This is a genomic window from bacterium, assembly GCA_016716565.1.
Lineage (GTDB): Bacteria > Bacteroidota > Ignavibacteria > Ignavibacteriales > Ignavibacteriaceae > IGN2.
This window is the reverse complement of sequence record JADJWC010000004.1, coordinates 64397-90597: the sequence shown is the minus strand read 5'-3', so window position 1 is coordinate 90597 and position 26201 is coordinate 64397. Positions and strand designations below refer to the sequence as shown.

Sequence of the window (26201 nt, the reverse complement as noted above, 5' to 3'; positions counted from 1 at the left end):
AAGGAAATTAACTGTTTATTAAACTTAAATTTAAGTTCTGCCGAATCTTCTGTCAAACTCATTTAATGATATTTTAATAACAATTGGTCTTCCGTGTGGACAAACATAAGGCATTGTTGTAGCAAATAGCTGATCAATCAGCAATCTCATTGCCCTTTCATCTAATCTATCACCAGCCTTTATAGCTGTTTTGCAAGAATATGATTTTGCAATATTATCCTTTTGTTCAAGATGTTTTTCTCTTTCATTTGAAGCATATTCCTCAAGCAACTCGAACAGGACTTGCTCTTCACTACCCTTTTTTACATCGTCAGGAACACCCTCAATTTTTATTGTATCTTTTGCCTGAAACTTGATTTGAAAACCAAGCCGGCTTAAATAAGGCTCCAACTCTTTCAGCATTGCAATTCTTGCAGCATCAGTTTTAACTTTTTTAGGAAAAAGTAATTGCTGAGAAAACGGAATGTCAGTATCAAGTCTGTTCAATGCTTTTTCGTAAAGAATTCTTTCGTGCGCTACATGCTGATCAATTATCATCAATCCGGATTTTATCTGAGATAAAATATATTTGTTATGAAGTTGAATGATGAACGGTGACTCTTCGCTCTGATCCAGCTTGCTTTGATCAGCTTTTTGATGTGGAATTTCTTTCTGCTCTAATTCGATTGGCAGCTTATTATCAGGTCTGTTTCCAGGTTTAAAAACAACATCATCCGTAATTGAACCAAAGAGTAAATCAATTTCTTCTTCGGAATATCTTTTCGTTTCAGGTTGATATTTTTCTCTTGAAGGTCTGTCAGAAAAATCGCCATGATGAACAGGTTGGAATTTATTTACAACAAGCTTTTCTTCGGAAAATTCATGCTCGCTGAATGCCATTGATGGCACAAGGTCGTAAGAGGCCAGACTTCTTCTTACAACAGAAAGAATAAAATTATAAACATCCTTTTCGTCATCAAACTTTGCTTCAAGTTTTGAAGGGTGAATATTAACATCAATCCGTTCTGGATCAATCTCTATGAAAAGGAGAAAGAGCGGGTAGTCACCTTTTTCAAGAATATTTTCGAACGCAGTGAATACTGCATGATTTATATTTTTATTTGAAATATACCTTGAATTCAGAAAAAGATACTGCTCACCTTTTGTTTTTTTCAGCAGACTTGGCTTGCCAACAAAACCATGAACACTTATTAACTCAGTTCTTTCCTCAACTGGAATCAGTGCATCAGGCATATTCTCACCAAATACCTGTCGAACTCTATTCTCAAGAGATTCAGCCGGATAATCAAATACAATATCAACACCATTTAACAACTTGAATGATATCTGACAATGACTAAGTGCAATCCGGTTGAATGTGTCAACAATATGTTTGAATTCTGTTGTATCAGTCTTCAGAAATTTTCTTCTTGCAGGAACATTGTAAAAAAGATTTTTTACTGTTACGCAAGTACCTTTTGGAAAGGAACCTTTATCGACTTTGATATTTCCAGTTTCATCATTCCTGAGAACAGTTCCAATTTCTTCCTCGCGGGTTTCGCTTCTGATTTCGAATTGACTAACTGCAGCAATTGAACTTAAAGCTTCACCGCGGAATCCGAGTGTTTTAATTGCTTCAAGATCTTCAAATGCTTCTATCTTACTCGTTGCGTGCTTTTGCACAGAAAGAATCAGATCTTCCTCACTCATTCCGGTTCCGTCATCGCATACCTGAATTAAATTTTTCCCTGCTCGTTTTATACTAACTTCAACTGTTTTTGCGCCTGCATCAATTGAGTTTTCCATAAGTTCTTTGACAACTGATTCAGGGCGCTGTACAACTTCACCGGCTGCAATTTTACTAGCGATGTTCTCGGGCAATATTTTAATTCGCTTTGCCATTCCTTTTCACATATCTTCTGATTTCAAATTGCTCTCTGTCTTCCGTTGATTTAATCTCCCAATCGCTTTGCTTTATTTCCGGGAAGGTAACTTCTCCATCAGCTTTAAATTTCATAAACGATAATATCATTTCATCTGCCAGTGACATAGCCTGTTTATAAATATTTCCACCACCAATAATAAAAGCTTTCTCATACTTATTGGATTTACAATATTCAATCGCTTCATTAAGCGAATGAGTTAATACCGTTTCATCAAATTCAACTTTAAAATTTTTATTTCTCGTAACAATTATATTCTCTCTGCCTTTCAATGGTTTACCAAGTGTTTCAAAAGTCTTTCTTCCCATTATAACGGGTGAGCCCAGAGTCGTCTGCTTAAAATGCTGAAACTCTTCCTTAACATGCCACGGCATTTCACCGTTAGTTTTGCCAATAACATTATTTTCTGCAATTGCTGCGATGATGATTAACTTCAAACAGCAACCTCAAAAGAGATTTTATCATGATACTGATAATTTATAAGCTCGAAATCTTCAAACTTCAATTCATCCATCGGCTTGTCAGCAATTTTCAATTGAGGAAGCGGCAGAGGTTCCCGTTTCAATTGTTCTTTCAGTCCTTCAAGATGATCATACCTTTCAGTCTCGGTTCCCTTTTCACCGACGTAAATATGAGCATCCACGATTGTATGAGCAAATTGGCCAAGTTCTAATTCAACTTGCTGTGCTATCACCTGAGTGAGCAATGAATAAGCTGCCAGATTAAATGGTATTCCAAGTGCAATATCACCTGAACGCTGAGTAAGGTGACAATTTAGTTTCCCATCGTTCACATTGAAAACAAATGTATAGTGACACGGCGGAAGTTTACTTGTGGTTGCGTTTCCAGGTTCCCATGCTGAAATCACGAGTCGCCTGCTATTTGGATTTCTCCTGATCTCATCAATCACATACTGAATCTGATCCACCTCTCGAACCACCCAATCGCCATTCTTATTTTTCTGTGCGCTCGGAAAATGCCGCCAGTAATATCCGTATGCTGTTTCCAAAACTCCGTTTTCATCAGCCCACGCATCCCAAATTTTAGTATGCTGCCTCAAATTTCTGATATGGTTATCACCGGATAGATACCAAAGAACTTCGTGAAGCAATGATTTCCACTGCATTTTTTTAGTTGTCAATAATGGAAATCCATCACTCAGATCTACTTTGTAAAAGGCTCCGAAGTAAGAGATTGTATCAACGCCAGTACGAGTTTTCTTCCTCACACCATTTTCTATTACAGTCTTTACAAGATCGAGATATTGCTTCATCTTTGTATAAATTCTTTAGTTAGAAGTGATATTGATTTTGATGCTAATTTAGCAATTTTTCACGATGTGATAAAATATTAAAAGTTTAGCTCACCCTTTATTTTCTCACAAGCTAATTTCAATCCTAACTTATAATTAGCTATTGATTCTGCAGGATTTTCAAAAAAGCTTTGTAATTCAACAGGATAGATTTTTTCAGGTAATTCTTCCCTGGATTCTTTACTGATCCCCCCACAGACAAGGAAGATTTTTTCAATATTTGAATAGAATAATTTAATCAAAATTCCTGCTCCCTTACCAAAACCGGTTTGTATATCATATGCTCCTTCACCAGTGATGAGATAATCAACTTTATTAAGATGATATGCGAATCCAAGATTTGACACTAGAAAATTTTTGGATTTTATCACTGATGAGTCATAAAAAAGTTGTATCGCAGCCGGGATTCCTCCTCCAGCCCCGGATAAACTTTGAGTAATATAGACTAAGTTATTGTTTTTTAATAGATTCAATAGATGATTAAATCCTTTAATAAGTAGTGAAATCATCATTTCATCTGCACCTTTTTGTTTTCCATAGATCATTATACCACTATCGTTTCCCATCAGTAAATTATCGACATCAACTATCGGAATAATTTCAAAAGGCAATTTTATTGGAGTGTATTCTAATTTGGAAACACTTAAATAATTCTCCGGGATCACGTTTAGGAGTATATTTGACGAATCATACAATGTAAGACCTAATTCAGACATCATGCCCATTCCCATATCGATTGTTGCTGTTCCTCCAATTCCAATAAAGACTTTGTTTACACTGATTTTTTTCTGCTCAATTTCTTCATTTATTTTGAGTAACAACTCTCCTAATCCTTTGGAGGAAAGTTTTAGGGGATTCCTGAAATGCTTCGGTATAACCTTCAATCCCAGTACTTCTGCTGATTCTATATAAATCTCTCGCCTTTCGTGACAATAGAGAACCGGACATTCAAAGCTAGAATCATCGTATGCTGTTGATATTTTATAATTTCTGATTTCTCCACCAAAATAATATTTACAAACATTCAGGAAACCATCTCCCCCATCGGAAATAGGTCTGACTAATAGTTCAGCATCTTTAATATCAGACAAATAATATTTCATCGTTTCAGCTATGGTTACTGAATCATCACACTCTTTAAAACCATTAGGAGAAATCAAAATTCTTTTTCTTTTCAAAGTATAAAAACCAATTTATTTATATTTGAGCAAGTTTATGGAAAAGCTAATTAAATTCAGTGTTTCAAAGATAAAGTTAATTGTACTTATTTATATTTTAATTCAATTAACTCTTGTTTTTACTAAGAATATAACTTACAGAAGCGACTCATTATATTACTACAAACTTGCGCAGGAATGTATTTCGCTGAATGAATTTTATCCGGCAGACAAACACTTGTACGAGGATTACATTACAGCTCCTCTTTACATAAACACTCTTGTCCTCATTCTACATATTTACAATTCACCTGTAATGATTGGTTTACTGAACATAATAATAGTTCTTGCTCAATTATTTTTTACATACAAAATAACAAAGAAGATTTTTAATGAAGAAGCATCAGGTCTATTAGTTTTACTATATGTTTTATGCTTAAATACTATGGGAATGGTTTTGCAGAATTACACTGAACTTCTCTTCACATTTTTGATTAGTATTTCGATTTACCTGTTTTCATTAAAAAAAATTATCTTTAACATATTATCAGGGGCTTTTATAGGTGCAGCAATTGCTGTACGCCCTTTAGGCTGGGCATTGATTGTTGCATTAATTATGGTTCAGATTTTTTATAGCATTAAAAAAAAAATTATGCCAAATATTCCTACGTTTATATAGGAACTTTAATATTCATTTTAACTTTTGGTGCAATCACATATTCACATTTTGGTCAGTTTGAATTTACATCCACAACCGGACCTGTTAATCTTTTGATTGGTGCAAATGACGATGCAACGGGCGGATTTAATGCAACTGTTCATCAACCAGGAAAAAGCGGCTACATCGAGAATAGTGATAAATTAACCTACATTCAAAAAGGAGAGTTTCATAAAGAACAGGCATTCAAATGGATAAAAGAGAATCCGATCAAATGGCTTTTGCTTGCACCACTTAAATTGCTTCACGCATACGGATGGGATGATATTTCAATTTCAACTTTGCTTGGTTTTGATGATACAAACTTTTTAAGAGTGATAAGAATTCTGTTCATAGAAAATGATTTTGAAAAAGCTTTACCGAATACAACGACAACAGGAAAAATCTTTTACCTTTCAATCCTAATAATAACACATTTGTTTTATTACTTTATGCTAATAGCTATGGTGTTCGGTATTTACAAAATATTAAGACAAAAAAATAATAATGAGCTGGTTCAGATAATTTTACTTTTTATCCTTTTCGCTACTTTGATGTTAATGTTAACTGTTGGAACTCCACGATACAAATATCCAATGTTCATTCTTCTGCTTCCATTTGCAGCATATTATATTCAGACAAAATTCAAGTTCGGAGTAAACAAACTTGGCAAAAACTGATAATGGGACCAGACACGTTTTACTATTAAGCTTTGTATTTCTTATCGGAATTCTCGTCAGACTTTTTTTCTTTACAGGTCACATTTTTTCTGATGATGCTTATTATACGTATCTGAGCCAGACACTAGTCAGCCGTGATATTCTGCACGATTATCTTGGCTATCCTGTTTTTCCGTTGCGGTTGGGATTTATCGGACTTACAGCATTTTCAATGATGATTTTCGGAGTAACTGAATTCGCTACAATCTTCTTCCCATTCCTGTTTTCTATTCTTAATATTTTTTTAACGTATAAACTAGCCGAACTTTTTACTGCAAAAAAAGAAATTGCTTTAATGTCAGCTTTGTTGATTGCGTTTTTTCCTACTGATGTAATTTTTGCCTCGATTGGTTTTCCTGATTTGATTAATATCTTTTTTATAAATCTTGGAATTTATTTGCTCTTCAAATCCTACGTAGAGAATAAGAAACTGCTGTCTTTTCTAGGAGGATTATCTTTATTTCTCTCAATGCAATTCAAAGAAACTATATACTATGTTTTAATCCTGATGATCGCTATGATCATCTACTTCTTTATTAAGAACAGGAGAATAAATTTTCAGCTTGCAGTTGGACTAATTTTTATTTTCTTAAATTATTTAATTGAAGGATTTGTTTACCTCCTGTTGCACAATGATTTTTTCTATCGGATCACGACTACTAATCTCAATTACCAATACAGCTTTTATGATTTCTTTCCATACACGGCGCAGAAATTATCAGGTTCAAGAAACTATTTGCGAAATTTATTTGATCAGATTTTCCTGATAAACATAAAATCAGTTTTTTTGCGGAGGTTTTATTTGTTTCTTCCACTTGTGACTATGGTACAGACCTATTTTAGCTTACGAGATAAGAAGAACAGCCTTTTATTATTTTGGTTATGGGGAATGGCAATTCTACTCATTGCATTCACAACTTCATTCTCTGAATACAAACCTCTCGACCTTGCAAGAAGCTGGTATATATATCCATTACTGATGCCGATGATTATTTTATCAGCTATCTTCATCAATCGTTTTTCAAAACTTATTAAGACTGGATTGATAGCAATATATATTATTGGAAGCTTAATAATGTGTTTTGAATACCAAATCTTTTTTAATACAGAAAATCTAAATTCACTAAAAACTTTTCTCAGACATAATCCAGCAAAAACCATTTACACCGACCATTATACAAAATACAGCGTCGATTTGATTCGCGATTATAATGCTGATTCAAAAAAAATCTCAGGCAAAAATTTTAATTTTAGTCAAATAGCAAATAGTGATTGGATTCTGTTTAACAAAAAGCATATTGAAGAATTGCAAATGCAAAAGTATACGTTACCTGATTTTTCAATCTTAAATTCGAATCAATATAGAAAAGTTGCTTCATTCAATGACTTTATTTTCTATGAGAAATTAAACTGAAATTTATCTCATTATTCCTTCAAACATTTTAGTAAATTTACCGCAATATATTTTTAATACTTACTAAACCGAATGGAAATAATCGAATACTCCGAGCAATGGAAAGATAAGTGGGATCAATTTGTACTTGAGTCGAATAACGGTACGATGTTCCATATGCAGAAATTTTTCGACTACCATAAACCCGGTAAATTTAATTTCAACCATCTGATTTTTCTGGACAAAGGAAATATTGTAGCACTTCTCCCCGGTTCTCGAATCGGAGATTTGTATGAATCACCAATTGGTGCAAGTTACGGCTCCATTGTTACAAAAGATGTGAAGTTTGCTGAAGCAATGGATATCGTATCAACATTAATTGAGTACGGAAAGAAAACAGGAATAAAAGAATTTCTCTTAACTTCTGCTCCTCGTGTTTATGAACGACATCCAAATGAAAATCTTGATTTCGCAATGCTGTGGCAGGGATTTAACTATGATCTTCATTACATTTCAAGTGCGATAAAACTTGATCCAAACGAGGAGATTATTTCAAGATTTCAACAGACAGTGAGAAGGAATATAAGGAAGACATTAAAAGATCCCGACATCAAAGTTGAAATTAATAATCGTTACGATGAATTTCATCCTATACTTGTTGAGAATAAAGCCAGACATAATGTAAAGCCAACTCACTCACTTGAAGATTTAATTAAGCTGACACAGCTGCTTCCGGATAACCTTGTATTGTTCATGGTTTATTACAAGGATAAACCAATTGCCGGTTCGTCTTTGTTTGTTGCGAATCAAATTGTGACGCTTTGTTTTTACAATATGCTTCTTTATGAATACGAACATTTAAAACCAATTCATCGTGTGATGTACGAGGTTGTTAAATGGTCTACAGAAAAAGGATACAAGTATGTTGATATTGGCGTATCGCAAGATACAAAAGCTGAAAATCCAATGACACCAAGTATGAATCTTATCGACTTCAAAGAAAAGTTTGATGCGAAGACTGTTATGCGCAACACTCTCCGTAAAAAATTATAAATCGAGTTGAGCTGAATTGATGAGCTCGAATAAAAAAGTTCTTATTACATTCCTCGGCAACATCAATTATGATACGCGATGCAAAAATCTTTACGATACACTTTCAGCAAATAATTATGACGTTGAATTTATCGGCTTTGACTGGCTAACTGCTGGATTTAAGGAATCTAGTGGTGCAATTTCAATCTACAAACTGAAAAAAGGTTTTCTCTCACTTTCCTTCTATCTGAAATTTTTATGGCATTTGAAAGTTAAACTGCTCAGGACAAAAGCATCGATTATTTTCGCAGAGGATATTTACACACTTCCTTTTGCTGTCATTTTTGGAAAGCTGAAGCGTGCAAAAATCTATTATGACTCGCGTGAACTATTCGGTTACTTAGCAGGATTAAAAGAAAAAAAGTTTAAACAGGCTTTCTGGAAATGGATTGAAAATTATTTATTAAGCGGGCAGATTTTGTAATGGTAACGGGTCCGATGGATGGTGAATTCTTGCAGAAGGAGTTTCGGATAAATAACTTAATCCTTTTGCGAAATCTTCCGAGATACTATAAACCTGTGCTCCAACTTGATCTTCGTTCACAATTACAAATTGATAAGACAAAAAGAATAATTCTCTATCAGGGAGTTCTTCTAAAAGGTAGAGGAATAGAACGTGTGTTTTCAGTGTTGAATGAATTGACAGATAATGTTTTTGTAGTTGCCGGTGGTGGTGAATATGAAGAATATTATAGACAACTTGCCATTGAAATGAATGTCAGTAATAAAGTTTATTTCCTCGGTAAGTTAACACAGGATGAACTGCCAAAAATTACTTCATCTGCTGATATCGGAGTATCTTTGATAGAAAATGTTAGTATTAGTTATTATCACGCACTTCCAAATAAACTTTTCGAATACATAATGGCTGATGTTCCGGTTATTGTCAGCAATCTGCCACAAATGAAAGAAATTGTTGAGAAGTACGATGTCGGTTACGTAGTTGAATTGGAGAATAAAGACGAATTGATTTCTGCAATAAAAAAGCTGACCGAGGATGAAAGTCTTTACGAAAGTAAGAAGCAAAACTGCCATATTGCTTCGCAGGAATTGAATTGGGAAAAGGAAGTTACCAACCTACTACAAACCTTTAAGAACTAGAATGCTTTTGTCATTCCCACGCAAGTGGGAATCCATTTATTTCCATAGTCTTGGATTCCTGCTTTCGCAGGAATGACAGTGAGGTGGCAACTTCACTTCTTCTTAAACTCACAGATGATATGCACAGGTTTATGATAAATCCAGTTTGCGAATTTATCTTTTAACTTCCACAACCAGAACGGAAAAAACTTGAGTATCACGTGGGTTCTTAAAAAAAGAAGCGCTTTATTCCCGAAAGTCTCATAATTGAATTTTCCCAGATCATTGCCCGTATACAAACTTTGAAGTTTATGCTCATCGAAGGAATGGATGTGAGCATTGGCAGGTGTTTTTTGATTGCAATGAATACAGAGATAATATATAATTTTTTCCTTGTATGGAGTTGTAACTATCAGACTTCCTCGCCTTTTCACTACACGGAATAATTCTTTGATAAAAACAGCTGGATCGAAAACGTGCTCGATTATCTCCGATGCAATTACACAATCGAAAGAATCATCGTTAAAGGGAAGATGAAATGAATCTGCCGTAACTGCAAAATGTTTTGGATTGGAATAAAGCTTTTTGACAATTGACGGATTTGTAACAGAAATATCCATCGAAACAATTGACTTCCCTTTTGGAAGAAATTCTTTTGCAACCCAGCCATTCCCGCAGCCGACATCGAGAATTGAATTAACACTATTCGGAATTTTTGCGATGATAAATTCCCTTACACGTCTTTCATCGTGTGCTGTGGCACCTTTGCGTTCCTCGAAGTAATCGAATTCGACAGCGTCTTTTTTGTAATGATCTACGTAATTGAAATCGCTCAAATGACTTATTCCGTTAAAATTTATGAGCAAAGATATTAAAAATTGTCGGATGCTTCTTATCTAAATTGAATCTTAAAAAGTAATTTATTACGTTTGAAGCAACAAATCAGGGAGTAGTAGCCATGAAAGCTCTAAAATATTTTGCCTGTTTTCTGTTTCTCGCCCTCACTTCAAGAATTTATTCTCAGGACCATAGTATATATATCTTCGATCCGGATGATGTATCATCAAGTTTCCAATACACCCTCTCACAATTGACAGAAGATTCTGTTTTCATTGCCGAATCACTGGATGATTCAATTTACAATTTTGATGCAGCATTTCTATTCATTGATTTTCCATATGTTTTGTCAGAAATAAATGCTGACATATTAAAAAATTATTCAGCAGAAGGTAAACCGATGTATTTAGTTTCCAATCCAGCTATTGACTCAACTAATCAGGCATTCTGGAATCACATCGGATTAGATGAAATGCTTTACCTACTTGTTTCTTCATTTGTAGATTCAGTAACAGGTATTGATACAACTTTCACACACGGAATAGTTATCGATACAAGTTTTATGAGCTCGGGCATTCCTGCACCGATAGGCACCATTTCACCGATTCTAATAGGGCAATCTGCAGGTCTTGATATTCATCCAACTTATATATCAACGGTTGATACATTAAACGTTATTCTAGATTTATACAATCTGATAGATGACTATAATTTCCTGGAAAGAGTACTGCAAAGATTTGAATTAATTCCTACACCAATTAATGTACAAATACAATTTTTCCCACAAGTTGATACTGCGCTAGTAAATGGCGGATGCACAACTCCTGAAATTATTTGTAAAAATTTAATCAGTACGAATGAACGTGACAGCATTTCAATTGAACCGGGTTTTAATACTTATTTCTATTACTATGATTCTACAGGTACCCAGATACCGCTTGATAATTATTATTTCATTGTGATTGATTCACTAGATGAATACGATTACGAACTTTGGTTTCATCCAAAATCCTGGCCACCTTATGATCCAGTTATTATTCCGTTTGATTCTATTTTTTATTCAGAGCAGAACAAATATGACATTCAATTAATAGTTAGGCAAAATGGAATGCGAATAGATTCTCTTTCGCAGCCATTTCACGCTGATTTTGGTTTGTCAGTTGATGACTCAGGAATATTCCCTAATGAATTCAGTCTCTCTCAAAACTTCCCCAACCCGTTTAATCCAAGCACGGTAATCAGTTATCAGTTACCTGTGGCTGGTAATGTTACGCTTAAAGTTTATGATGTTTTGGGAAATGAAATTGCAACTCTTGTTAATGAAGAAAAACAGGCCGGCACTTATGAAGTTGAGTTTAATCCATCATCCAGCATCAAGAGTCCAGTATCTGGTATCTATTTCTATCGATTGAAATCTGGTAATTATATCGAAACTAAAAAGATGGTGTTATTGAGGTAACAAATAATGCAAACTAAATTTATAAATTTTAAGAGCAGAGCTAATTATGAATAAATTATTCATTTCAATATTTATAACCATTTTATCTTACATTCAAATTCCAGCACAATGGAATGTCATACATAATTTCCAGCAGAACGATTTTTATTCTATAGATTTTATTTCAGAGCAAAAAGGATTCCTCAGTGGAGAAGCCCTTTTCGCAATGACTAATAACGAGGGAAAATCTTGGTTTAACATAAGTAGAGTTTTTGGGAATGAATTATTATCTATAAAATTTTTAGATGAAAATAACGGTGTAGCAATAGGTCAATATTATTTATATGGTCCTGGCTTTATTTATTATACTAATGATGGAGGATTTAATTGGGAAGAAGGGTATCACTTGCCATACGCTTATGCTGCAGTTAAGGATGTTTTCCTTTTGGATAACAATCATGGCTGGGCTGTTGGAGATGATGGTAATATTTTTAAAATCATTACTGATATTAGTTACTGGGATTATGTAATATCACTCCCTGTCGATTTATTAGCAGTTTATTTTATCGATCCAAACATCGGCTGGACTTCAGGTTGGGGAAAGTTATATAAAAGTACTGATGGTGGTAGTACGTGGATAGAAAAACAAACAGGAGTAAATAATAGAATTTGGGATGTATATTTTTTAAATCAAAATATTGGCTGGGCTACCGCATATCCAAATAATTTACTGCATTCAACCGATGGTGGTGAAACATGGACTACTACAGTAGCAAGTATTCCTTCTGTATATAAATTGTGTTTTATTTCAGACAGTTTGGGATTCGTAACTGGTAATAGTAAGCTTCTTAAAACTACAAATGGCGGAAACATCTGGACTTCAATCTCAATTCCTGGAGCATCATGGTTTGACGGAATTTCATTTGTTAATGATTCGACCGGTTACATCGCTGGAAGATATAGTAAATTATTCAAAACAACTGATATTGGAGAAACGTGGACTGAAATGATGCTTACAGAATTTAATAATTTAAATTCGATTGATATGTATAGTTTAACACGAGGTGTTGCTGTAGGTGATAGCGGCACAATAATCAAAAAAAATAATGACTCTTGGTTCTCAGGGATTACAAATACATTGCAAGATTTAAATTCAGTGTACACTTTCAATCAATCAACTGCCATAGCTGTTGGTAATAGTGGGGTTATCATTAAATCAACCGATAATTATCTTAACTGGATTGAGAAAAATTCCGGAGTTAATATAAACTTGAATTCAGTTCAGTTTCTTGATAATAATGTTGGATGGATTGCTGGCGATAATGGAGTGATATTAAAATCAAGCAACACTGGAGAGACTTGGAATATCTTCACTTCTGGATTTTCTAACAATCTAAATTCTGTTCAATTTATTAATACTAGTATCGGTTGGATTGCAGGTGATAATGGCTTGATTATCAAATCACTCGATGGAGGGCTGAATTGGTTTCAGCAAAATTCAAATATAACCAGTAATATTTTAAAGATTCAGTTTTGTAATCAGGATACTGGCTTCGCGTTGGCAAAAAATGGAATTATTCTCAGATCAAATGACGGTGGGAATAATTGGAATACCATCTACGATGATCCTTATTACGAATTATATGATGTAAACTTTGTAAATACACGTAAAGGTTGGTCGTGTGGTCAATATGGATATATTTATCGAACAACCAATGGGGGATTTTCTTGGACACCTCAATTCAATTCGCCATATATTGGTCTTAAAAATGTTTGTATAGTTGACAGTAATATAGTTTTCACTGCTGGTGATGATGGGGTGATAGTTCTTACAACCAACGGCGGTCAAGGACCACCAGTTCCAGTAGAATTAATTTCTTTTACAGCTGTCTCAAAAGGCAATGAGGTTGTACTTAATTGGTCAACCGCTACAGAATTAAATAATCACATTTTTGAGATTGAAAGAAAGACAGAAGATCAGGAATTTTATACTATAGGATATGTTGAAGGAAATGGAACAACTACAGAATATCATGATTATACATACACAGATAATCATCTTGAACGAGGTGAATATTTTTACAGATTAAAACAGATAGATTATCTAGGAACATTTCAATACTTAGATGATTTGAGAGTAAACGTCAATGGAGTATTTGAATTCAGTCTCTCTCAAAACTACCCCAACCCTTTTAATCCAGTAACCAGTATTCAGTATGCAGTAAGCAGTACGCAATTTGTCACGTTGAAAGTTTATGACATTTTAGGGAATGAAATTGCAACTTTGGTTAACGAAGAAAAGCAATCCGGTACTTATGAAGTTGAGTTTAACACATCATCCATCAAACATCTCCCATCTTCCGGAATTTACTTCTACCAACTTCGCGCTGGTTCTTTCATTGAAACAAAAAAGATGGTATTAATAAAATGAAGACTTTGAAATATATCTACTGTTTTATTTTCTCCTTAATCCCTTCTTTATCTGCCCAAAACTTTTGGCAGCAGACAAATGGACCTTATGGAGGTGATGTAAGAGCAATTGCCATTAATTCCAATGGCTACATTTTTGCTGGAACGGATTATGCAGGGACTTACCGTTCAACCAATAATGGCGAAGATTGGGATCAGATTAATAATGAATTACCAATGACTTATGCTCGTGGTTTAGTTATAAATTCTGACAACATAATCTTTATCGGATTTAATGGAGACGGGGTCTTTCGATCCTCTGACAATGGAGAGAATTGGATTGCAATAAACAACGGATTACCTTCAAATGCTTTAGTAAAAGCTATAGCGATAAATTCAAATAACCACCTTTATATTGCAACTTCAAGTCCCGGTGTTTTCCGTTCAACGAATAATGGCGATAGTTGGACACTTGCTAATACCGGATTATCTACAAATGCTCAGGTCCTAGCTATAAATCAGAGTGATCATATATTCGCCGGAACATCATCGTCTGGTATTTTTCGATCAACAAATAACGGAGCTAATTGGATACAATTAAATATCGGTTTACCTTATGCCGATGTCAGATCGCTAGCTATTAATTCAAATGGTCATGTTTTTGCAGGTACGTATGGAAACAGTATATATCGTTCAACCGACAATGGTGAAAGTTGGATCCACTTGACATCGGGACTTAATCAACCATATATTATTTCCATAAAAGTCGCATTGAACAGTTATATTTTCGCCGGGACTAATTATGGTGTTTATCGCTCTACAGATAATGGAGAAACCTGGGAAGAAGTAAACAATGGTTTAGACCATCCTTACGTACTTTCATTAACAAGTGATACAAATGGATATATTTATGCTGGAACCAAATTTGGAGATGGTATATTCATTTCAACAAATTATGGAGATAGTTGGTCACAAATTAATGAAGGTATAACAGGAACATACCTTACCTCTCTGGTGATCAACTCTGATGAATATATTTTTGCAGGCACTTTCGGTGGTGTTTATCGGTCAAGTGATGGGGGTGAAAACTGGATCCAAGCAAACAATGGCTTAACCTACCCCTGGGTTCAATCACTCGGAGCAAATACTTACGGGCATATTTTTGCAGGTGCTGGTGCCGGAGGTGGAATATTTCGTTCAACAAATAATGGAAATAATTGGATTGAAGTTAATACTGGTATAACAGTGCCTTATATTTATTCTTTTACCTGCAATGCGCTGGGGTATATATTTGCCGGAGGTGCAGATGCCTATATTTTTCGATCTACAAACAATGGAACAAATTGGACTGAATTACATCTGAGTGGAACCTCAAACTCAGCTATTCAAGCATTAACAATCAATAATCATGATCATTTATTTGCTGGAACCACAAATGAAGGTATATTTTATTCTTCGGATAATGGTGAATCTTGGTCTCCGAAAAATAACGGATTACTCTATCCGTACGATATAAGAGCTTTAGAAATAAATTCATTAGGATATATTTTTGCTGGAACTGTAGTCACAGGAGTCTTCAGATCTACTGATGATGGTGAAAGCTGGGTTCAAATTAATAATGGATTAACTAAACTTGATGTTCTTTCTTTGGAAATTGACTCAGAAGATAAAATCTTTGCTGGAGCATTTGGTGGTGTGTTCCTCTCACGCGACCATGGCGAGAGATGGGATGAAATTAGTACTGGGTTAACTGACACTTATGTTCGTTCATTAGCTATTGATTCAAATTATTTTATGTATTGTGGGACCGTTTTTGGTGGTGTAGCAAGAAGTGAAAATCAAATAATTACTTCACAACAAGATTCGAATCCACTCAAAATTTACTATTCCTTGTCCCAAAACTTCCCCAATCCGTTTAATCCTTCGTCGAAAATAAAATTTCAGATTCCGGATCAAGTCCGGAATGACATTCGTTTTGTAACCCTGAAAGTTTATGATGTTTTGGGAAATGAAATTGCTACGCTGGTTAATGAAGAAAAACAGCCCGGAACTTATGAAGTCGAGTTTAACACATCATCCATCAAATATCTCCCATCTTCCGGAATTTATTTCTATCAACTAAGAGTCGGAAATACTTCAACAGGTTCAGGGCAAGTTTACATCGAGACAAAGAAGATGATGCTGCTAAAATAGACTATCTGGAATTTTAAGCGGCAAAATCTTTGGCCGAATTATTGCACTTCGTTAATTTTCAATAAACAAAATTTTCAATTAGGAGATTTGATGAAAACCTTTTTCGTTTTTATTATTTTAACCATCAGCATTATTGCACAGGACGAAACAATAAATCTGCGCGGATACGATGTTAAACTTGGAATGACTATGATGGAAGTTTGGGAGAATTTAAAATCAGGTTTCAATGTTGTTGAGGAAGATGATGGGACTTTCTATATATCAGATAAGAATGACTCCCCTGTCGGTATTGTAAAGTTCAAAGATGAAATTGCTGTATCAATTATCAAGGATTGGGGAACAACAACTAAAACCAATTCAGGTCAGGTTTTCAAAACGCTCTGGAACATATTAAAGCAATATGAAAAAGATCTAGATGATGTGAAGATTATTCCGATTGAAACGTTTACAGCAAAGGGAAGTAAATATTCGTTTCAGATTTATATTACGGAGAACAGGTACCTGGATGTAACTATCCAGCACACAGTAACAATACTGGAAGTGCTTGAGAAGAAGAGTTAAAATTTAAATTGAATAGAAAACAGGTTTGCGTTTCCTAATCCAAGAGAGAAAGGCATATAGGCATAATCTAGCCTGAGACTTCCCCAGGAAATTCCGAGTCCGCCTGTAAATCCTCTTGATTCATACCCGGACTGATAACCAAGACGCAATGCAAATGTCTTGTTATACATTATCTCCGTACCACCGATTAAATGAATATCATCAGTATCAAGATATTTTTGGAATTCAGCAGCTAAAACGAAATCAGTCTTTGAGCTTTCGTGATTAAAATTGTACGCACCGCCCAAACGAAATTCTGTCGGTAGTTTAGTTTTTTCGACTCTTAGTTCACTCATTGAACCGATATTCCTAATTACAGTTGACGCAGTCAAACCCTCGATTGGGGTTTTGTAATTTAATCCAAAATCGAATCCAAAACCGGTAGACTCATCACTAAGCAAGCTTTCATAAAGATATTTGACGGTGAGTCCAAAATCCAGATCATCAACAACATTAAATCCAGAAGATAAACTTCCGAAAAAATAATTAGCATTGAATGTTGTGATAGGATCACCCGGACGCTCCCTGACTTCAATATCATCCACTGTGGTTACATTAAATCCAACCGCCCAGGGAAGACTGAACATATTCCATTTAATTCCGCCGACTTCACTCCTTATGTCCTGGATCCATTCGTTATGCATAAACATTGCTTCATTATGATCAAATGAAACCAATCGTGATGGATTATAAAATAACGCTGATAAATCATTTGAAGCAACTGCACCTACATCACCCATTGCAATATTCCTTGCACCAAAACCAAATTTCAGGAATGATAAACCACTGCTGCCGGCTGATTGTGCCAGAGAAATTGTCGTAACAGCTAATATTATTGTAACTATTTTTTTCATCATTTATTCGTTTATTGAAGTCATTGTGAATCCGGCGATTGCCGGATGAAGCAATCTCAAAAATGAACTAAAGATTCTTTCGTCGTCCGGAAATCTCCGGACTCCTCAGAATGACAGTCTTTTTCTAAAAATTAAAATTAACGCTTACGATATGCCTGTCAGCACTTGAATATTGTTCAATCTGAAAAGCATAATCAACACCTACTACTAAATTACTGAACGGCTGAAAGAATGAAAAACCAAATGATGGTTTAACAGGCCAATCAGTATTGCTTGCATTAAACTGGTCGACTCCGCCGCGAATATAAAATCGATCGTAGATGTTATATTCAACTCCGGCTCTGAGGATATTCGTTTTTACTGAACTGTTTTCAAATTCTATTGATCCCAGCAAACCGAGTTCTTTATTTCTGTAGCTCACACCAAGTTTGCGGAGATTCGGAAATTTATCTTCCGTATTTAATCCATCCTGCTGGTAAATTGGTGAAGTGTCCCATTCGTATTTACTCATCAAATCTGCAACTACGAAGGAGATATTAAAATTTTCATTGATTCTGTACAAAGCACCGATGTCCAAACCAATGCTGGTTGAGCTTACTTCTTCGTAAAGATTGTAGTAGAAAAATTTAGTTGAAATTCCGATTGATATTTTTTCAGAAATTCTTGCAGCAAGTCCAATAAAAAATTGATTCTCTGATGTTGAGAGTTCACCAGTCGGCAACCCGTTATTATCTCTTCCATCAATATTACTGACGCCGGAATTGATTACACCAACACTGATACCTGCTGTGGTTCTCGGTTTGCGTGTTTCTGTAACTGTATCCTTTGATGAGTAAAAATCAAATCTTCTTGTGTAGTTGAAAAAATTTAATGCTCTGTCCAGAGTAAGAAATGAATAACCTGCCTGGAAAGAATTGTTTTCCTGGAAAGGCGTTATCGCGGGATTATAATAAGAAACCAACTCGCCTTCAGTAATTGATGACATCGCATTTCCCATTCCGATTCCTCTTGCACCAAAACCAATTCTGCTGAAAGCTCCGGGGCTAACTGACATTTCACTGAATTTCGGCTGAGCAAATATCAGTGAAGAAAAAACTAATAGTGATATGAAAAAATAATTCTTCATCATTGCATATAAATTATTTTTCCGAATAATGGTTCGTCATCATTTATGTCGATACGATAAAAATAAACTCCATTCGGCAGATAGTTTCCATTATCATCTCGTCCATCCCAGAATTCAGGAGCGCCCTCAAGATCTCTGTTACGCGGTGCATTTTGTATAATTGTTCTTATATAGTTCATCCCGAAATCAAAAATTCTTATCGTTACATCAGCTTCTGCTCCACCAGTGCTATACTTTATCTTAAGCTGTTCCTGTCTTGGAGAAAACGGATTTGGATAAGCATAGGTTTCAGAATTTGATTTCAGTGGCTGCGAAGCAAAATAAACCTTCCAATCTCCATTATATGCACTTGTTTCAATGATTCTTGCAAGTCCGTCATTTGAACCAAGCCAAACAAACTCATCATCGGAGGCAGCACTGTAAAAGATGCTGGTTGTTAACTCTACACCCGATTCTTTATCCACAATATTATTTGGAAGAATCCAGGTTCTGCCCTGGCTCAAAGATCTGAAAGCTCCATTATCTGTTAAAGCGATTACATCCCCATTCTTAAATCCAAAATTATGACCACGTTCCTCATTCAGAGATGTCTTCCAATTATTTCCGCCGTTCGTTGAAAAACTTATCGCATAAAACTCATTCGGATCCTCAGCTTTCCAGGAAGAAGCCCAAATGCTGTTGTTATAATGATTAAATCCAAGAGCAGTAATAAAATTTCCGCTGATTGGTTGATTTTGATTTTGGTGATTTAATTTTATCCATGAAGGATTTTGTGCGGAAGCATTTGTAGTTTTATTAATACCATTTGCAGTTCCAACATAAACCGTTGAATCATTAGCCGCAACAACTGAAAATGCTCTGTAATTCAGCCAGCCTGTACTGCAGAAATTTCCAGCTGTTGGTGAAATACATTTATCTCTTTCAGAAAGTATATCCGAGGGAGAAATAGAATTCAAACTATCGGTAGGAAGAATAATTCTTTGCCAGGTTTGTCCCATATCTGTGCTTCTTCTTGTTCCACCAGCAAAAGATGTAATCCAAACTGCATTTGGAGTGAATGCAATATCATAAGTCAGATTTTGTTCTGCGACAGTTATCGGGAGAACATTTAATACATTTTGTCCGAAAATTACCACTGATGAATCAGGATGATCTACAGGCTGCGGAAGAGCTGTCCAGGTTGAACCACCATCTGTTGTAAATTTCAATCCTGTTCCTTTCGGTACATTTCCGCCACCGGGACCAGGAACAGAAGTAGCAGTTGCAGCCCAAATTGAACCATCGTATTTGTTATATGCTAAAGCGGAGACGTTATCATCACCGAATGGTGAAGTTCCATAAAAGTTTGTCCAATTAATTCCTCTGTCAAATGAAACACTCACACCTCTGCTGGTTCCGAGCCAAACTTCATCACCGATTGTAACAATATCAAGAATGCTGTTGCTTGTGGGATTTGAAGAAGTAATTTTGGAAAAATAATTTTGGTCACCGGGAAGTTCAAATGTTTCAGGCTTGACCTGAGCTGAAACCTCAACAACGATTAGGAAAAGAAAAAGGTTAAAAAATAATTTTATCATTGAATCAATACAAAATGATTTAAGATATTACTCAAGTCACCTATTCTATCTTTAGCTCTGAATTCAAAACGGTAAGTTCCTTTTTGATTGCTTTGATCAACCTGAATTAATCTTGAGAATATCCCATCTCCAGCAGTCACATCGCCATGTTCCGATGTACCATCATCATAAAGGAAAACTTTACTGTTATTTGAAGTACCATCAGGACGATATACAATAAAATAAACTTCCAGAATATCATTCAAACCGTTTGGATCTGAAGCTTCGACGGATGTGAAGATCACAGTAGGTTGAGTAACTACAACTGTATCGGGATCAATTGCCGTATTAGCAATCGCAGGAGGAACATTCTCCTGACCATTCTTAAAGTAAAATGTTGCGTGAGCAACCTGCTTAATTCCCCCTTCAAATCCTTCAGCTGAAAATCTGACAGTATAATTACCAATAGGGTTTTCCCGTTTTAGAATAAATTGATTTTCATAAAGATCATCAATGATTTCATACATCTCTATCGGTGCTGAATTTAATTTTGAATTATCAGATGCATATACATCAAAATAAGCTTTGTAAACCTGACTGGGCGGAGTAAAGATAAGTCTGAGATTAAGAAGTGAATCTCCTGGAATTTTCATATCAACAGTATCTTTTATTCCAGCAATAGAGCTTACCTGGTAATTATCAGTTCCGGAATCGATAATATCATCGTAAGTTTTTTCACATCCCCACAAGAGAAGTGGAATCAGCAAGAAATAGATTTTTCTCATAGTAGAATAATATTTTGATGCAAGTACTCTCACAAGGTAAAAATTAAGATATTTTGCAATTTATTGGGGTAATGTAAGCATAATAGGCATCGGAGAAAAAGATATCAGGAAAATAAAAAAAGAAAAATAACCAACAAACATTCTTCGTGAATCAAGATGAGTAGCATCGAGAACAGGTGGATGTTTAAGCTTAATTACAAAGTAAAGAACCAGTGCCCAGAATAACCACCCTGACCAGCCTATTCCATAATCCAATTCCAGGAAGGTATCTGCAAATCCTATTAGTCCAAATACAAACATTATTGAAAACGCAATCACAGAAATTTTGTAATGTGTTTTTTCACCGAACATTGCAAAAGAAATATGCCCACCATCCAACTGACCAACTGGAATCATGTTCATTGATGTGATGAAAAGTCCAAACCATCCGACACATAAATATGGATAATGATAAATTTCACTCATTGGCGGGAAAAACTGTCCGGGTCTGACAAACCTTTCCTTTAAGAAAGAGAAAAGGAGTGAATCACCGAAAACTAATCCGTAACCCTCTTTTCCATAAGTTGGTTCGAGATAATCAGGATGAATTTTTATTAAATACTCGATACCCGGAACATTTAAAAAGCCGTAAATGAGAATAGCAATTGTTACAACGAATCCTGCAATAGGTCCTGCAACACCAATATCAAACATAGCTTTCTTAGAATGTATGCGCGACCTGGTTCTTATAACTGCCCCCATCGTTCCAAAATTTATCATATATGGAATTGGAGGAAACGGAATATAAAATGGAAGTGTCGCTTTCACTTTATGATAAACAGCAGCGAAATAATGACCAAATTCATGAAAAGTTATTATCAGTAAAATTGAAATTGAATATGGTAACCCAGTCAACAATTCAGTCAGTTCATACGGACCGCCAGAAGCACTAATCCACTGAACACCAGCGAGTGTAGTCGTGATGAATGTAATGATAAATAAACCGAGATGAAGAAGCGGTCGTTCTTTTTTTGGTTTTGGAGTAGGTGTGGAGAAATTTGAAAAATAATTCTCCCCGTAAGGTTCAGGCATTTTTAAATATCCAGGTTAATTCCGATTGTAGCATAATTTTCATTTAGATCGTAAAACTCTCCGTGTACACTCTTGCCAGAAAAGTATGATGCTAAAATACTGAAACCTCGTGATTCAGGATGACCAAATTTTATTCCTGCAGAAATGATATTGTTGCCTACATATTTATCTGTTCCAACTAATTTAAAATCATAAGCAACGAAAGGTGTAAATACTGATGTTGCAAGTTTATCAGGGTAGTAATCAAATCCAATCTGAAAAATTTCTTTTTTAATTTCATCCGGGACGATATGAATATTATAAGTAATTCCGAGGTAAACGCGTAAATCATAAATTTTATAGTAACCAATCAGCTCAAAAAATTCTTTGCTGTAAACAAATGGTTCTCTGCCATTCATCCAGCTTTCTGTTCCAGCATCGTAATAACCATCAACAAGATGTGCACTGATGTGATTGAAACGAAGCCTCACACCCAATTCGCTTTCATCAATTTCATACTTGTAACTTCCATTAACTCCAAATAGATAATCGACGGTTTCAACCGGGAATTTAAAATTTGCTTCCGATCGTGCACGTGTGTAAGTAAAAAAATCAGCGCCAAATGAAAATGATCGGTCCTTATCAATCCAGTGAATAATATCGTGTGAAGTTCCTATATCAATTCGTACTTTTTCAAGATCGAAGAGATATTGAAATCCAGTTTTTGGTTCAAGAAAATTAGCAGTGAATGGTTGAATATTTAAATCAGCCGGAAACCATTCAGTTGTCGTTTGTGCAAAAGAATTAATTCTGAGGATAAGCAATAATGAAACAATAAGTATAAATCGCATTAATTACTTTCTGGTTTCGAGATGAGTTTTTTCTGAATCTTCTGTTTGATGAGTTTGTTGTAGCTGTATTTGAATTTGGAAGTCAAACTTGAAATTGCGTACAAGTTTGTTGGGAATGCAAACGAAGGTTCGAAGTAACAATTAACTGTGCAGCCCTGACAAAAATCAAATCGTCCTTCCATTTTAAGAAAGTGTTTTATCTTTTCAGATTTTCTGATTTCACTAATTGGTTTGTCAATTTTAATTTTATCATTTGCAAAATGATAACAGGGCAGAATAATCTCATTATAGGGTGAAATGACAACAACTCTTGAAACAGCTTTGCAGCTTGGATTGCTGATATCGTTTCCTCCATCTCTTCTTAATTTCATAAAAGCTTTGTTAAGATATACATTCATTTTCCCATCACAATAATCATCGACAAGATCAACTGCTTCCTGAGTTAATCCGGGATTACCAAAATATGAAAAAACCGGATTTACCAGTAAAACCAAATCATACTTTGCAGCTAATTCGTGCATTCGTGGCAACTTTTTGTACGTCTCGTTTGTTACAGTGAAAAGAACATCAGGAAATTCACCAAGCGATTTTGCTATTTCAATACTTTTGAAAATTGATTTGTAGCAATCAACTTTTCTAATTTTATTGTGCTCTTCTTCATCGGGTGAATCCAATGAAAAGTGCAGTAGATTAATTTTTCCCGCAAGCTTTTCAGCGAACTTTGGATAAAGAAGCGTATTGGTTGTAATGCTTGTCTGCATTTTAAGTTCGTGAGCAAACTCAGCCATTAAGTGAATGTCTTTATGCAGAAGAGGTTCACCACCGGTCAGATCAATAAACTTTACTCCAAGCTTTGCAAGCTGCTCAACATTTGATTTAAAATCTTCAAGATCGGCATATGGTGTATCCTTAAAATTGGTGTGATCACCAAAATGGCAGAACTCACAAAAAGCATTACAACGATATGTCACATAATAATTGCAGAGAAGCAGCATCAGTACGTTCTATCTTTCCATTTTACTTTTTTGTTGAATAATATTGCAAACGGCAGTACAACCACATAAACGAGATAATAAATTTCAAACACTAAAAAATATTTCAAATTCTTCTGAAGACCTAATTTTTGATGAATTGGATAGAGCACGAATAAATCAATAGATATTTTGAACACAACAATGTAAAGCAGGACCGCACTAAATATAAACGGGGTCACAAGAATGAATAAATTAGTAAGAAATGCCCAAGTCATCAACAAAATACCAAGCGGTGGTGCATCAATTCCGCCAACTGCCCAGCGTTTCTTCTGCCGAAAAAGTTCAACAAGGTTTTCTGCTGGTTTTGAAATTACTAACGAATCTTTGTTTAATGGATAGACTGCCTTGTATTTTTTTAGTTTATGAATCGAGTTAAGCAACAGAAAATCTTCAGTCACACTGAAAGTCAAATTCTCAAATCCACCTACCTCATCATAAGCTTTTTTCCGGAATGACATATTGTTGCCAATGCAGCTGACTGGTTTTCCAAGATTTATCGTACCCGCGGAAATAAATAACAAATAAATAAAATCTATTGCCTGCATTCCGCTAAATACACCATTAACGTTTTGAGAAGTGTATCCATTTACAACTCCAACATTATCAGTGTAATATGAAGCTATTGTTTTCGCCCAGAATGAACTAACTACGCAATCCGCGTCTGTAGTTAAAATAATTTCCCCAAACGCAAGTTTAATTCCTTCTGCCATTGCTCTGACTTTGCCTTTTAAAACTGATTGTTCATTTTCCTGAAGGTGAATAATTCTGAAATGCTTTTTACCATGAATAAATTTTGAAGCTATTTTTAATGTATCATCAGTCGATGCATCATCAACGATGATAATTTCAAGTTTTCCTTCCGGGTAGATAAGTTGGGCCAGCGATTCAAGACAAGTTAGAATATTATTTTCTTCATTCCTTGCTGCAACAATAATTGATACTGACGGCAATTTCTCTTCAGTTAATTGCGGAAAGTTTTTCTTTGCACCAACAATGAGAACCGCTGAGATAATAAAGTATCCCGATACAAGAATTAAAAAATTATTTCAAACAATCTGCAGGTTCTCCGAATTCATAATTTCTCTTTCCAGCGAGATCAATCGTGTAGTTCAACGCTTTTTCAATTATAGAAGCACTCTTTACGTTGTCGTGAAATACTATAATTGAATTTCTATCTAAATACTTTTCAATAGCGAATTTTACTTTTTCAATATTATTCTCAAAATCATATGTAAGCAAATTCCACATTACACATTTCATATTTAATTCTTTCATCAATCCATTTGTCTTCAGGTTAAATTTTCCGTGTGCCGGTCGGAAATATTTTATATCATAATTGAATTTTTCTTTCATCAAACTATTAAATGCAGATAATTCTTTAATGGATTCCTCATTGTTCATAGCGGTAAGCAATTTATGCTTCATAGTGTGGTTTGCGATTGTATGTCCGGCGCTCAAAATTTTTTCTGCTAATAAAGGTTGGTTAATAATGTTATCCCCCACACAAAAAAAGACTGCTTTTATTTTATTTAAAGAAAGAATTTTAAGAATCTTTTCGGTAGCTTCTATTGTCGGACCATCATCAAAAGTTAACAGGATTTTATTATTAACAGTTGACCATATAAAATCATGAAACAGTTTTTGAATTAATAATGGTGGTTTGAATCGATTCAATGTATGATTATCCGTAATCTTTATAAAAATATTTTAATCAGGAAGCCTGTGACTTTAAATATTTATTATACGCATTCTTTAAATTCTCTTCCAGATTATGATATAATTCTTTATGCTTCTCCCCTTTTGCAAATATATCAGTTGCACAATAACTGCAAAGAAAATAACCGATCAGCGTGTTGAGATCGCGATAGATGAATGCGTTTAAAGATAAAGCCGGGTCATTCCCAATAACCAATGCATCAATCTTTCGCTTCAAGCAGCTAGGACATAAGTCGCCATCATAAAACCAAATTTTCTCAACTGCTTCGCCGTAAATTTCATCTGATCTGTTCAGCAATTCGAGGAGTATATTATCAATAAATTCTTTATCCAAATTCTACCTGTAATGAAAACTTCAATCTTCCATCATCCATTTTACA

23 protein-coding genes and 2 pseudogenes are annotated in these 26201 nt (G+C 34.9%); 10 read left to right on the top strand and 15 right to left on the bottom strand.

Going from position 1 to position 26201, the window contains the following annotated elements; all coding sequences use genetic code 11:
• Positions 1-30: 30 nt before the first annotated feature.
• From mutL to IPM14_15745, 4 genes are all read right to left on the bottom strand, one after another.
• Positions 31-1881, bottom strand: coding sequence for a DNA mismatch repair endonuclease MutL (gene mutL / locus IPM14_15760; protein MBK9099532.1), 1851 nt, complete (start codon positions 1879-1881; stop codon positions 31-33).
• The gene (locus IPM14_15755; GenBank protein MBK9099531.1) at positions 1865-2359 is read right to left on the bottom strand and encodes a dihydrofolate reductase; all 495 of its coding nucleotides are present in this window, start codon (positions 2357-2359) and stop codon (positions 1865-1867) included. The genes mutL and IPM14_15755 overlap by 17 nt, the downstream gene beginning before the upstream one ends.
• Positions 2356-3195 (bottom strand): thymidylate synthase, encoded by an 840-nt coding sequence (thyA, locus tag IPM14_15750; protein MBK9099530.1) that lies wholly within the window; start codon positions 3193-3195, stop codon positions 2356-2358. Before thyA ends, IPM14_15755 begins: the two co-directional genes overlap by 4 nt.
• Before the next feature lie 77 nt (positions 3196-3272).
• Positions 3273-4412, bottom strand: coding sequence for a glycerate kinase (locus tag IPM14_15745; protein MBK9099529.1), 1140 nt, complete (start codon positions 4410-4412; stop codon positions 3273-3275).
• A 37-nt stretch (positions 4413-4449) separates the two neighbouring features.
• On the opposite strand from IPM14_15745, the gene IPM14_15740 reads away from it, so the two are divergent.
• The 6 genes from IPM14_15740 to IPM14_15715 all read left to right on the top strand — a co-directional run bounded on the left by IPM14_15740 (position 4450) and on the right by IPM14_15715 (position 9393).
• A complete protein-coding gene (locus IPM14_15740) occupies positions 4450-5070 on the top strand; it encodes a glycosyltransferase family 39 protein (protein ID MBK9099528.1) in 621 nt (206 codons plus the stop codon).
• 92 nt (positions 5071-5162) lie between these two features.
• Entirely contained in the window at positions 5163-5768 is a 606-nt protein-coding gene (locus IPM14_15735; protein ID MBK9099527.1) for a hypothetical protein, read from the top strand.
• Positions 5755-7221, top strand: a complete 1467-nt coding sequence (locus IPM14_15730) for a glycosyltransferase family 39 protein (GenBank protein ID MBK9099526.1) — start codon at positions 5755-5757, stop codon at positions 7219-7221. Before IPM14_15735 ends, IPM14_15730 begins: the two co-directional genes overlap by 14 nt.
• A 72-nt stretch (positions 7222-7293) precedes the next feature.
• Positions 7294-8253: a GNAT family N-acetyltransferase gene (locus tag IPM14_15725; protein MBK9099525.1), complete on the top strand. Its 960-nt coding sequence runs from the start codon at positions 7294-7296 to the stop codon at positions 8251-8253.
• A 19-nt stretch (positions 8254-8272) separates the two neighbouring features.
• Positions 8273-8716: a hypothetical protein gene (locus IPM14_15720; GenBank protein MBK9099524.1), complete on the top strand. Its 444-nt coding sequence runs from the start codon at positions 8273-8275 to the stop codon at positions 8714-8716.
• Positions 8716-9393 carry a glycosyltransferase gene (locus IPM14_15715; GenBank protein ID MBK9099523.1) on the top strand — a complete coding sequence of 226 codons (678 nt, stop codon included), beginning with the start codon at positions 8716-8718 and terminating at the stop codon, positions 9391-9393. Before IPM14_15720 ends, IPM14_15715 begins: the two co-directional genes overlap by 1 nt.
• A 92-nt stretch (positions 9394-9485) precedes the next feature.
• Here IPM14_15715 and IPM14_15710 read toward each other — a convergent pair whose 3' ends face one another.
• Positions 9486-10208, bottom strand: coding sequence for a class I SAM-dependent methyltransferase (locus IPM14_15710; GenBank protein MBK9099522.1), 723 nt, complete (start codon positions 10206-10208; stop codon positions 9486-9488).
• A 1109-nt stretch (positions 10209-11317) separates the two neighbouring features.
• Here IPM14_15710 and IPM14_15705 point away from each other — a divergent pair.
• From IPM14_15705 to IPM14_15690, 4 genes are all read left to right on the top strand, one after another.
• Complete coding sequence (locus IPM14_15705; protein MBK9099521.1) at positions 11318-11668, top strand: T9SS type A sorting domain-containing protein; 351 nt, start codon at positions 11318-11320, stop codon at positions 11666-11668.
• A 46-nt stretch (positions 11669-11714) separates the two neighbouring features.
• On the top strand, positions 11715-14078 hold the full coding sequence (locus IPM14_15700) for a T9SS type A sorting domain-containing protein (protein MBK9099520.1): 2364 nt from the start codon (positions 11715-11717) through the stop codon (positions 14076-14078).
• On the top strand, positions 14075-16249 hold the full coding sequence (locus tag IPM14_15695) for a T9SS type A sorting domain-containing protein (GenBank protein ID MBK9099519.1): 2175 nt from the start codon (positions 14075-14077) through the stop codon (positions 16247-16249). The genes IPM14_15700 and IPM14_15695 overlap by 4 nt, the downstream gene beginning before the upstream one ends.
• 90 nt (positions 16250-16339) lie before the next feature.
• Entirely contained in the window at positions 16340-16810 is a 471-nt protein-coding gene (locus IPM14_15690; protein MBK9099518.1) for a hypothetical protein, read from the top strand.
• Here IPM14_15690 and IPM14_15685 read toward each other — a convergent pair.
• The 10 genes and pseudogenes from IPM14_15685 to IPM14_15640 all read right to left on the bottom strand — a co-directional run bounded on the left by IPM14_15685 (position 16807) and on the right by IPM14_15640 (position 26155).
• Positions 16807-17703: a PorV/PorQ family protein gene (locus tag IPM14_15685; protein ID MBK9099517.1), complete on the bottom strand. Its 897-nt coding sequence runs from the start codon at positions 17701-17703 to the stop codon at positions 16807-16809. The genes IPM14_15690 and IPM14_15685 overlap by 4 nt on opposite strands.
• 124 nt (positions 17704-17827) lie before the next feature.
• On the bottom strand, positions 17828-18829 hold the full coding sequence (locus tag IPM14_15680) for a hypothetical protein (GenBank protein ID MBK9099516.1): 1002 nt from the start codon (positions 18827-18829) through the stop codon (positions 17828-17830).
• Complete coding sequence (locus tag IPM14_15675; protein MBK9099515.1) at positions 18829-20406, bottom strand: hypothetical protein; 1578 nt, start codon at positions 20404-20406, stop codon at positions 18829-18831. Before IPM14_15675 ends, IPM14_15680 begins: the two co-directional genes overlap by 1 nt.
• Positions 20403-21170, bottom strand: a complete 768-nt coding sequence (locus IPM14_15670) for a hypothetical protein (protein ID MBK9099514.1) — start codon at positions 21168-21170, stop codon at positions 20403-20405. The genes IPM14_15675 and IPM14_15670 overlap by 4 nt, the downstream gene beginning before the upstream one ends.
• A gap of 60 nt (positions 21171-21230) precedes the next feature.
• Positions 21231-22241: a site-2 protease family protein gene (locus tag IPM14_15665; protein ID MBK9099513.1), complete on the bottom strand. Its 1011-nt coding sequence runs from the start codon at positions 22239-22241 to the stop codon at positions 21231-21233.
• A 2-nt stretch (positions 22242-22243) separates the two neighbouring features.
• On the bottom strand, positions 22244-23071 hold the full coding sequence (locus IPM14_15660) for a DUF1207 domain-containing protein (GenBank protein MBK9099512.1): 828 nt from the start codon (positions 23069-23071) through the stop codon (positions 22244-22246).
• A complete protein-coding gene (locus tag IPM14_15655; protein ID MBK9099511.1) occupies positions 23071-24066 on the bottom strand; it encodes a radical SAM protein in 996 nt (331 codons plus the stop codon). Before IPM14_15655 ends, IPM14_15660 begins: the two co-directional genes overlap by 1 nt.
• Positions 24066-25181: pseudogene (locus IPM14_15650) on the bottom strand (glycosyltransferase). The gene IPM14_15655 and the pseudogene IPM14_15650 overlap by 1 nt, the downstream one beginning before the upstream one ends.
• A gap of 178 nt (positions 25182-25359) precedes the next feature.
• Positions 25360-25809 (bottom strand): annotated as a pseudogene (locus tag IPM14_15645) (polysaccharide deacetylase family protein).
• Positions 25810-25816: 7 nt separating this feature from the next.
• On the bottom strand, positions 25817-26155 hold the full coding sequence (locus tag IPM14_15640; GenBank protein MBK9099510.1) for a hypothetical protein: 339 nt from the start codon (positions 26153-26155) through the stop codon (positions 25817-25819).
• Positions 26156-26201 lie beyond the last annotated feature (46 nt).

Excerpts from the sequence above, each read along its gene's own strand:
- IPM14_15685 (MBK9099517.1), bottom strand. The coding sequence starts at position 17,703 with ATGAAAAAAATAGTTACAATAATATTAGCTGTTACGACAATTTCTCTG.
- IPM14_15680 (MBK9099516.1), bottom strand. The coding sequence starts at position 18,829 with ATGAAGAATTATTTTTTCATATCACTATTAGTTTTTTCTTCACTGATA.
- IPM14_15690 (MBK9099518.1), top strand. The coding sequence starts at position 16,340 with ATGAAAACCTTTTTCGTTTTTATTATTTTAACCATCAGCATTATTGCA.
- IPM14_15660 (MBK9099512.1), bottom strand. The coding sequence starts at position 23,071 with ATGCGATTTATACTTATTGTTTCATTATTGCTTATCCTCAGAATTAAT.
- thyA (MBK9099530.1), bottom strand. The coding sequence starts at position 3,195 with ATGAAGCAATATCTCGATCTTGTAAAGACTGTAATAGAAAATGGTGTG.
- mutL (MBK9099532.1), bottom strand. The coding sequence starts at position 1,881 with ATGGCAAAGCGAATTAAAATATTGCCCGAGAACATCGCTAGTAAAATT.
- IPM14_15655 (MBK9099511.1), bottom strand. The coding sequence starts at position 24,066 with ATGCTGCTTCTCTGCAATTATTATGTGACATATCGTTGTAATGCTTTT.
- IPM14_15705 (MBK9099521.1), top strand. The coding sequence starts at position 11,318 with ATGCGAATAGATTCTCTTTCGCAGCCATTTCACGCTGATTTTGGTTTG.
- IPM14_15740 (MBK9099528.1), top strand. The coding sequence starts at position 4,450 with ATGGAAAAGCTAATTAAATTCAGTGTTTCAAAGATAAAGTTAATTGTA.
- IPM14_15720 (MBK9099524.1), top strand. The coding sequence starts at position 8,273 with ATGAGCTCGAATAAAAAAGTTCTTATTACATTCCTCGGCAACATCAAT.
- IPM14_15725 (MBK9099525.1), top strand. The coding sequence starts at position 7,294 with ATGGAAATAATCGAATACTCCGAGCAATGGAAAGATAAGTGGGATCAA.
- IPM14_15670 (MBK9099514.1), bottom strand. The coding sequence starts at position 21,170 with ATGAGAAAAATCTATTTCTTGCTGATTCCACTTCTCTTGTGGGGATGT.
- IPM14_15715 (MBK9099523.1), top strand. The coding sequence starts at position 8,716 with ATGGTAACGGGTCCGATGGATGGTGAATTCTTGCAGAAGGAGTTTCGG.
- IPM14_15665 (MBK9099513.1), bottom strand. The coding sequence starts at position 22,241 with ATGCCTGAACCTTACGGGGAGAATTATTTTTCAAATTTCTCCACACCT.
- IPM14_15695 (MBK9099519.1), top strand. The coding sequence starts at position 14,075 with ATGAAGACTTTGAAATATATCTACTGTTTTATTTTCTCCTTAATCCCT.
- IPM14_15675 (MBK9099515.1), bottom strand. The coding sequence starts at position 20,406 with ATGATAAAATTATTTTTTAACCTTTTTCTTTTCCTAATCGTTGTTGAG.
- IPM14_15700 (MBK9099520.1), top strand. The coding sequence starts at position 11,715 with ATGAATAAATTATTCATTTCAATATTTATAACCATTTTATCTTACATT.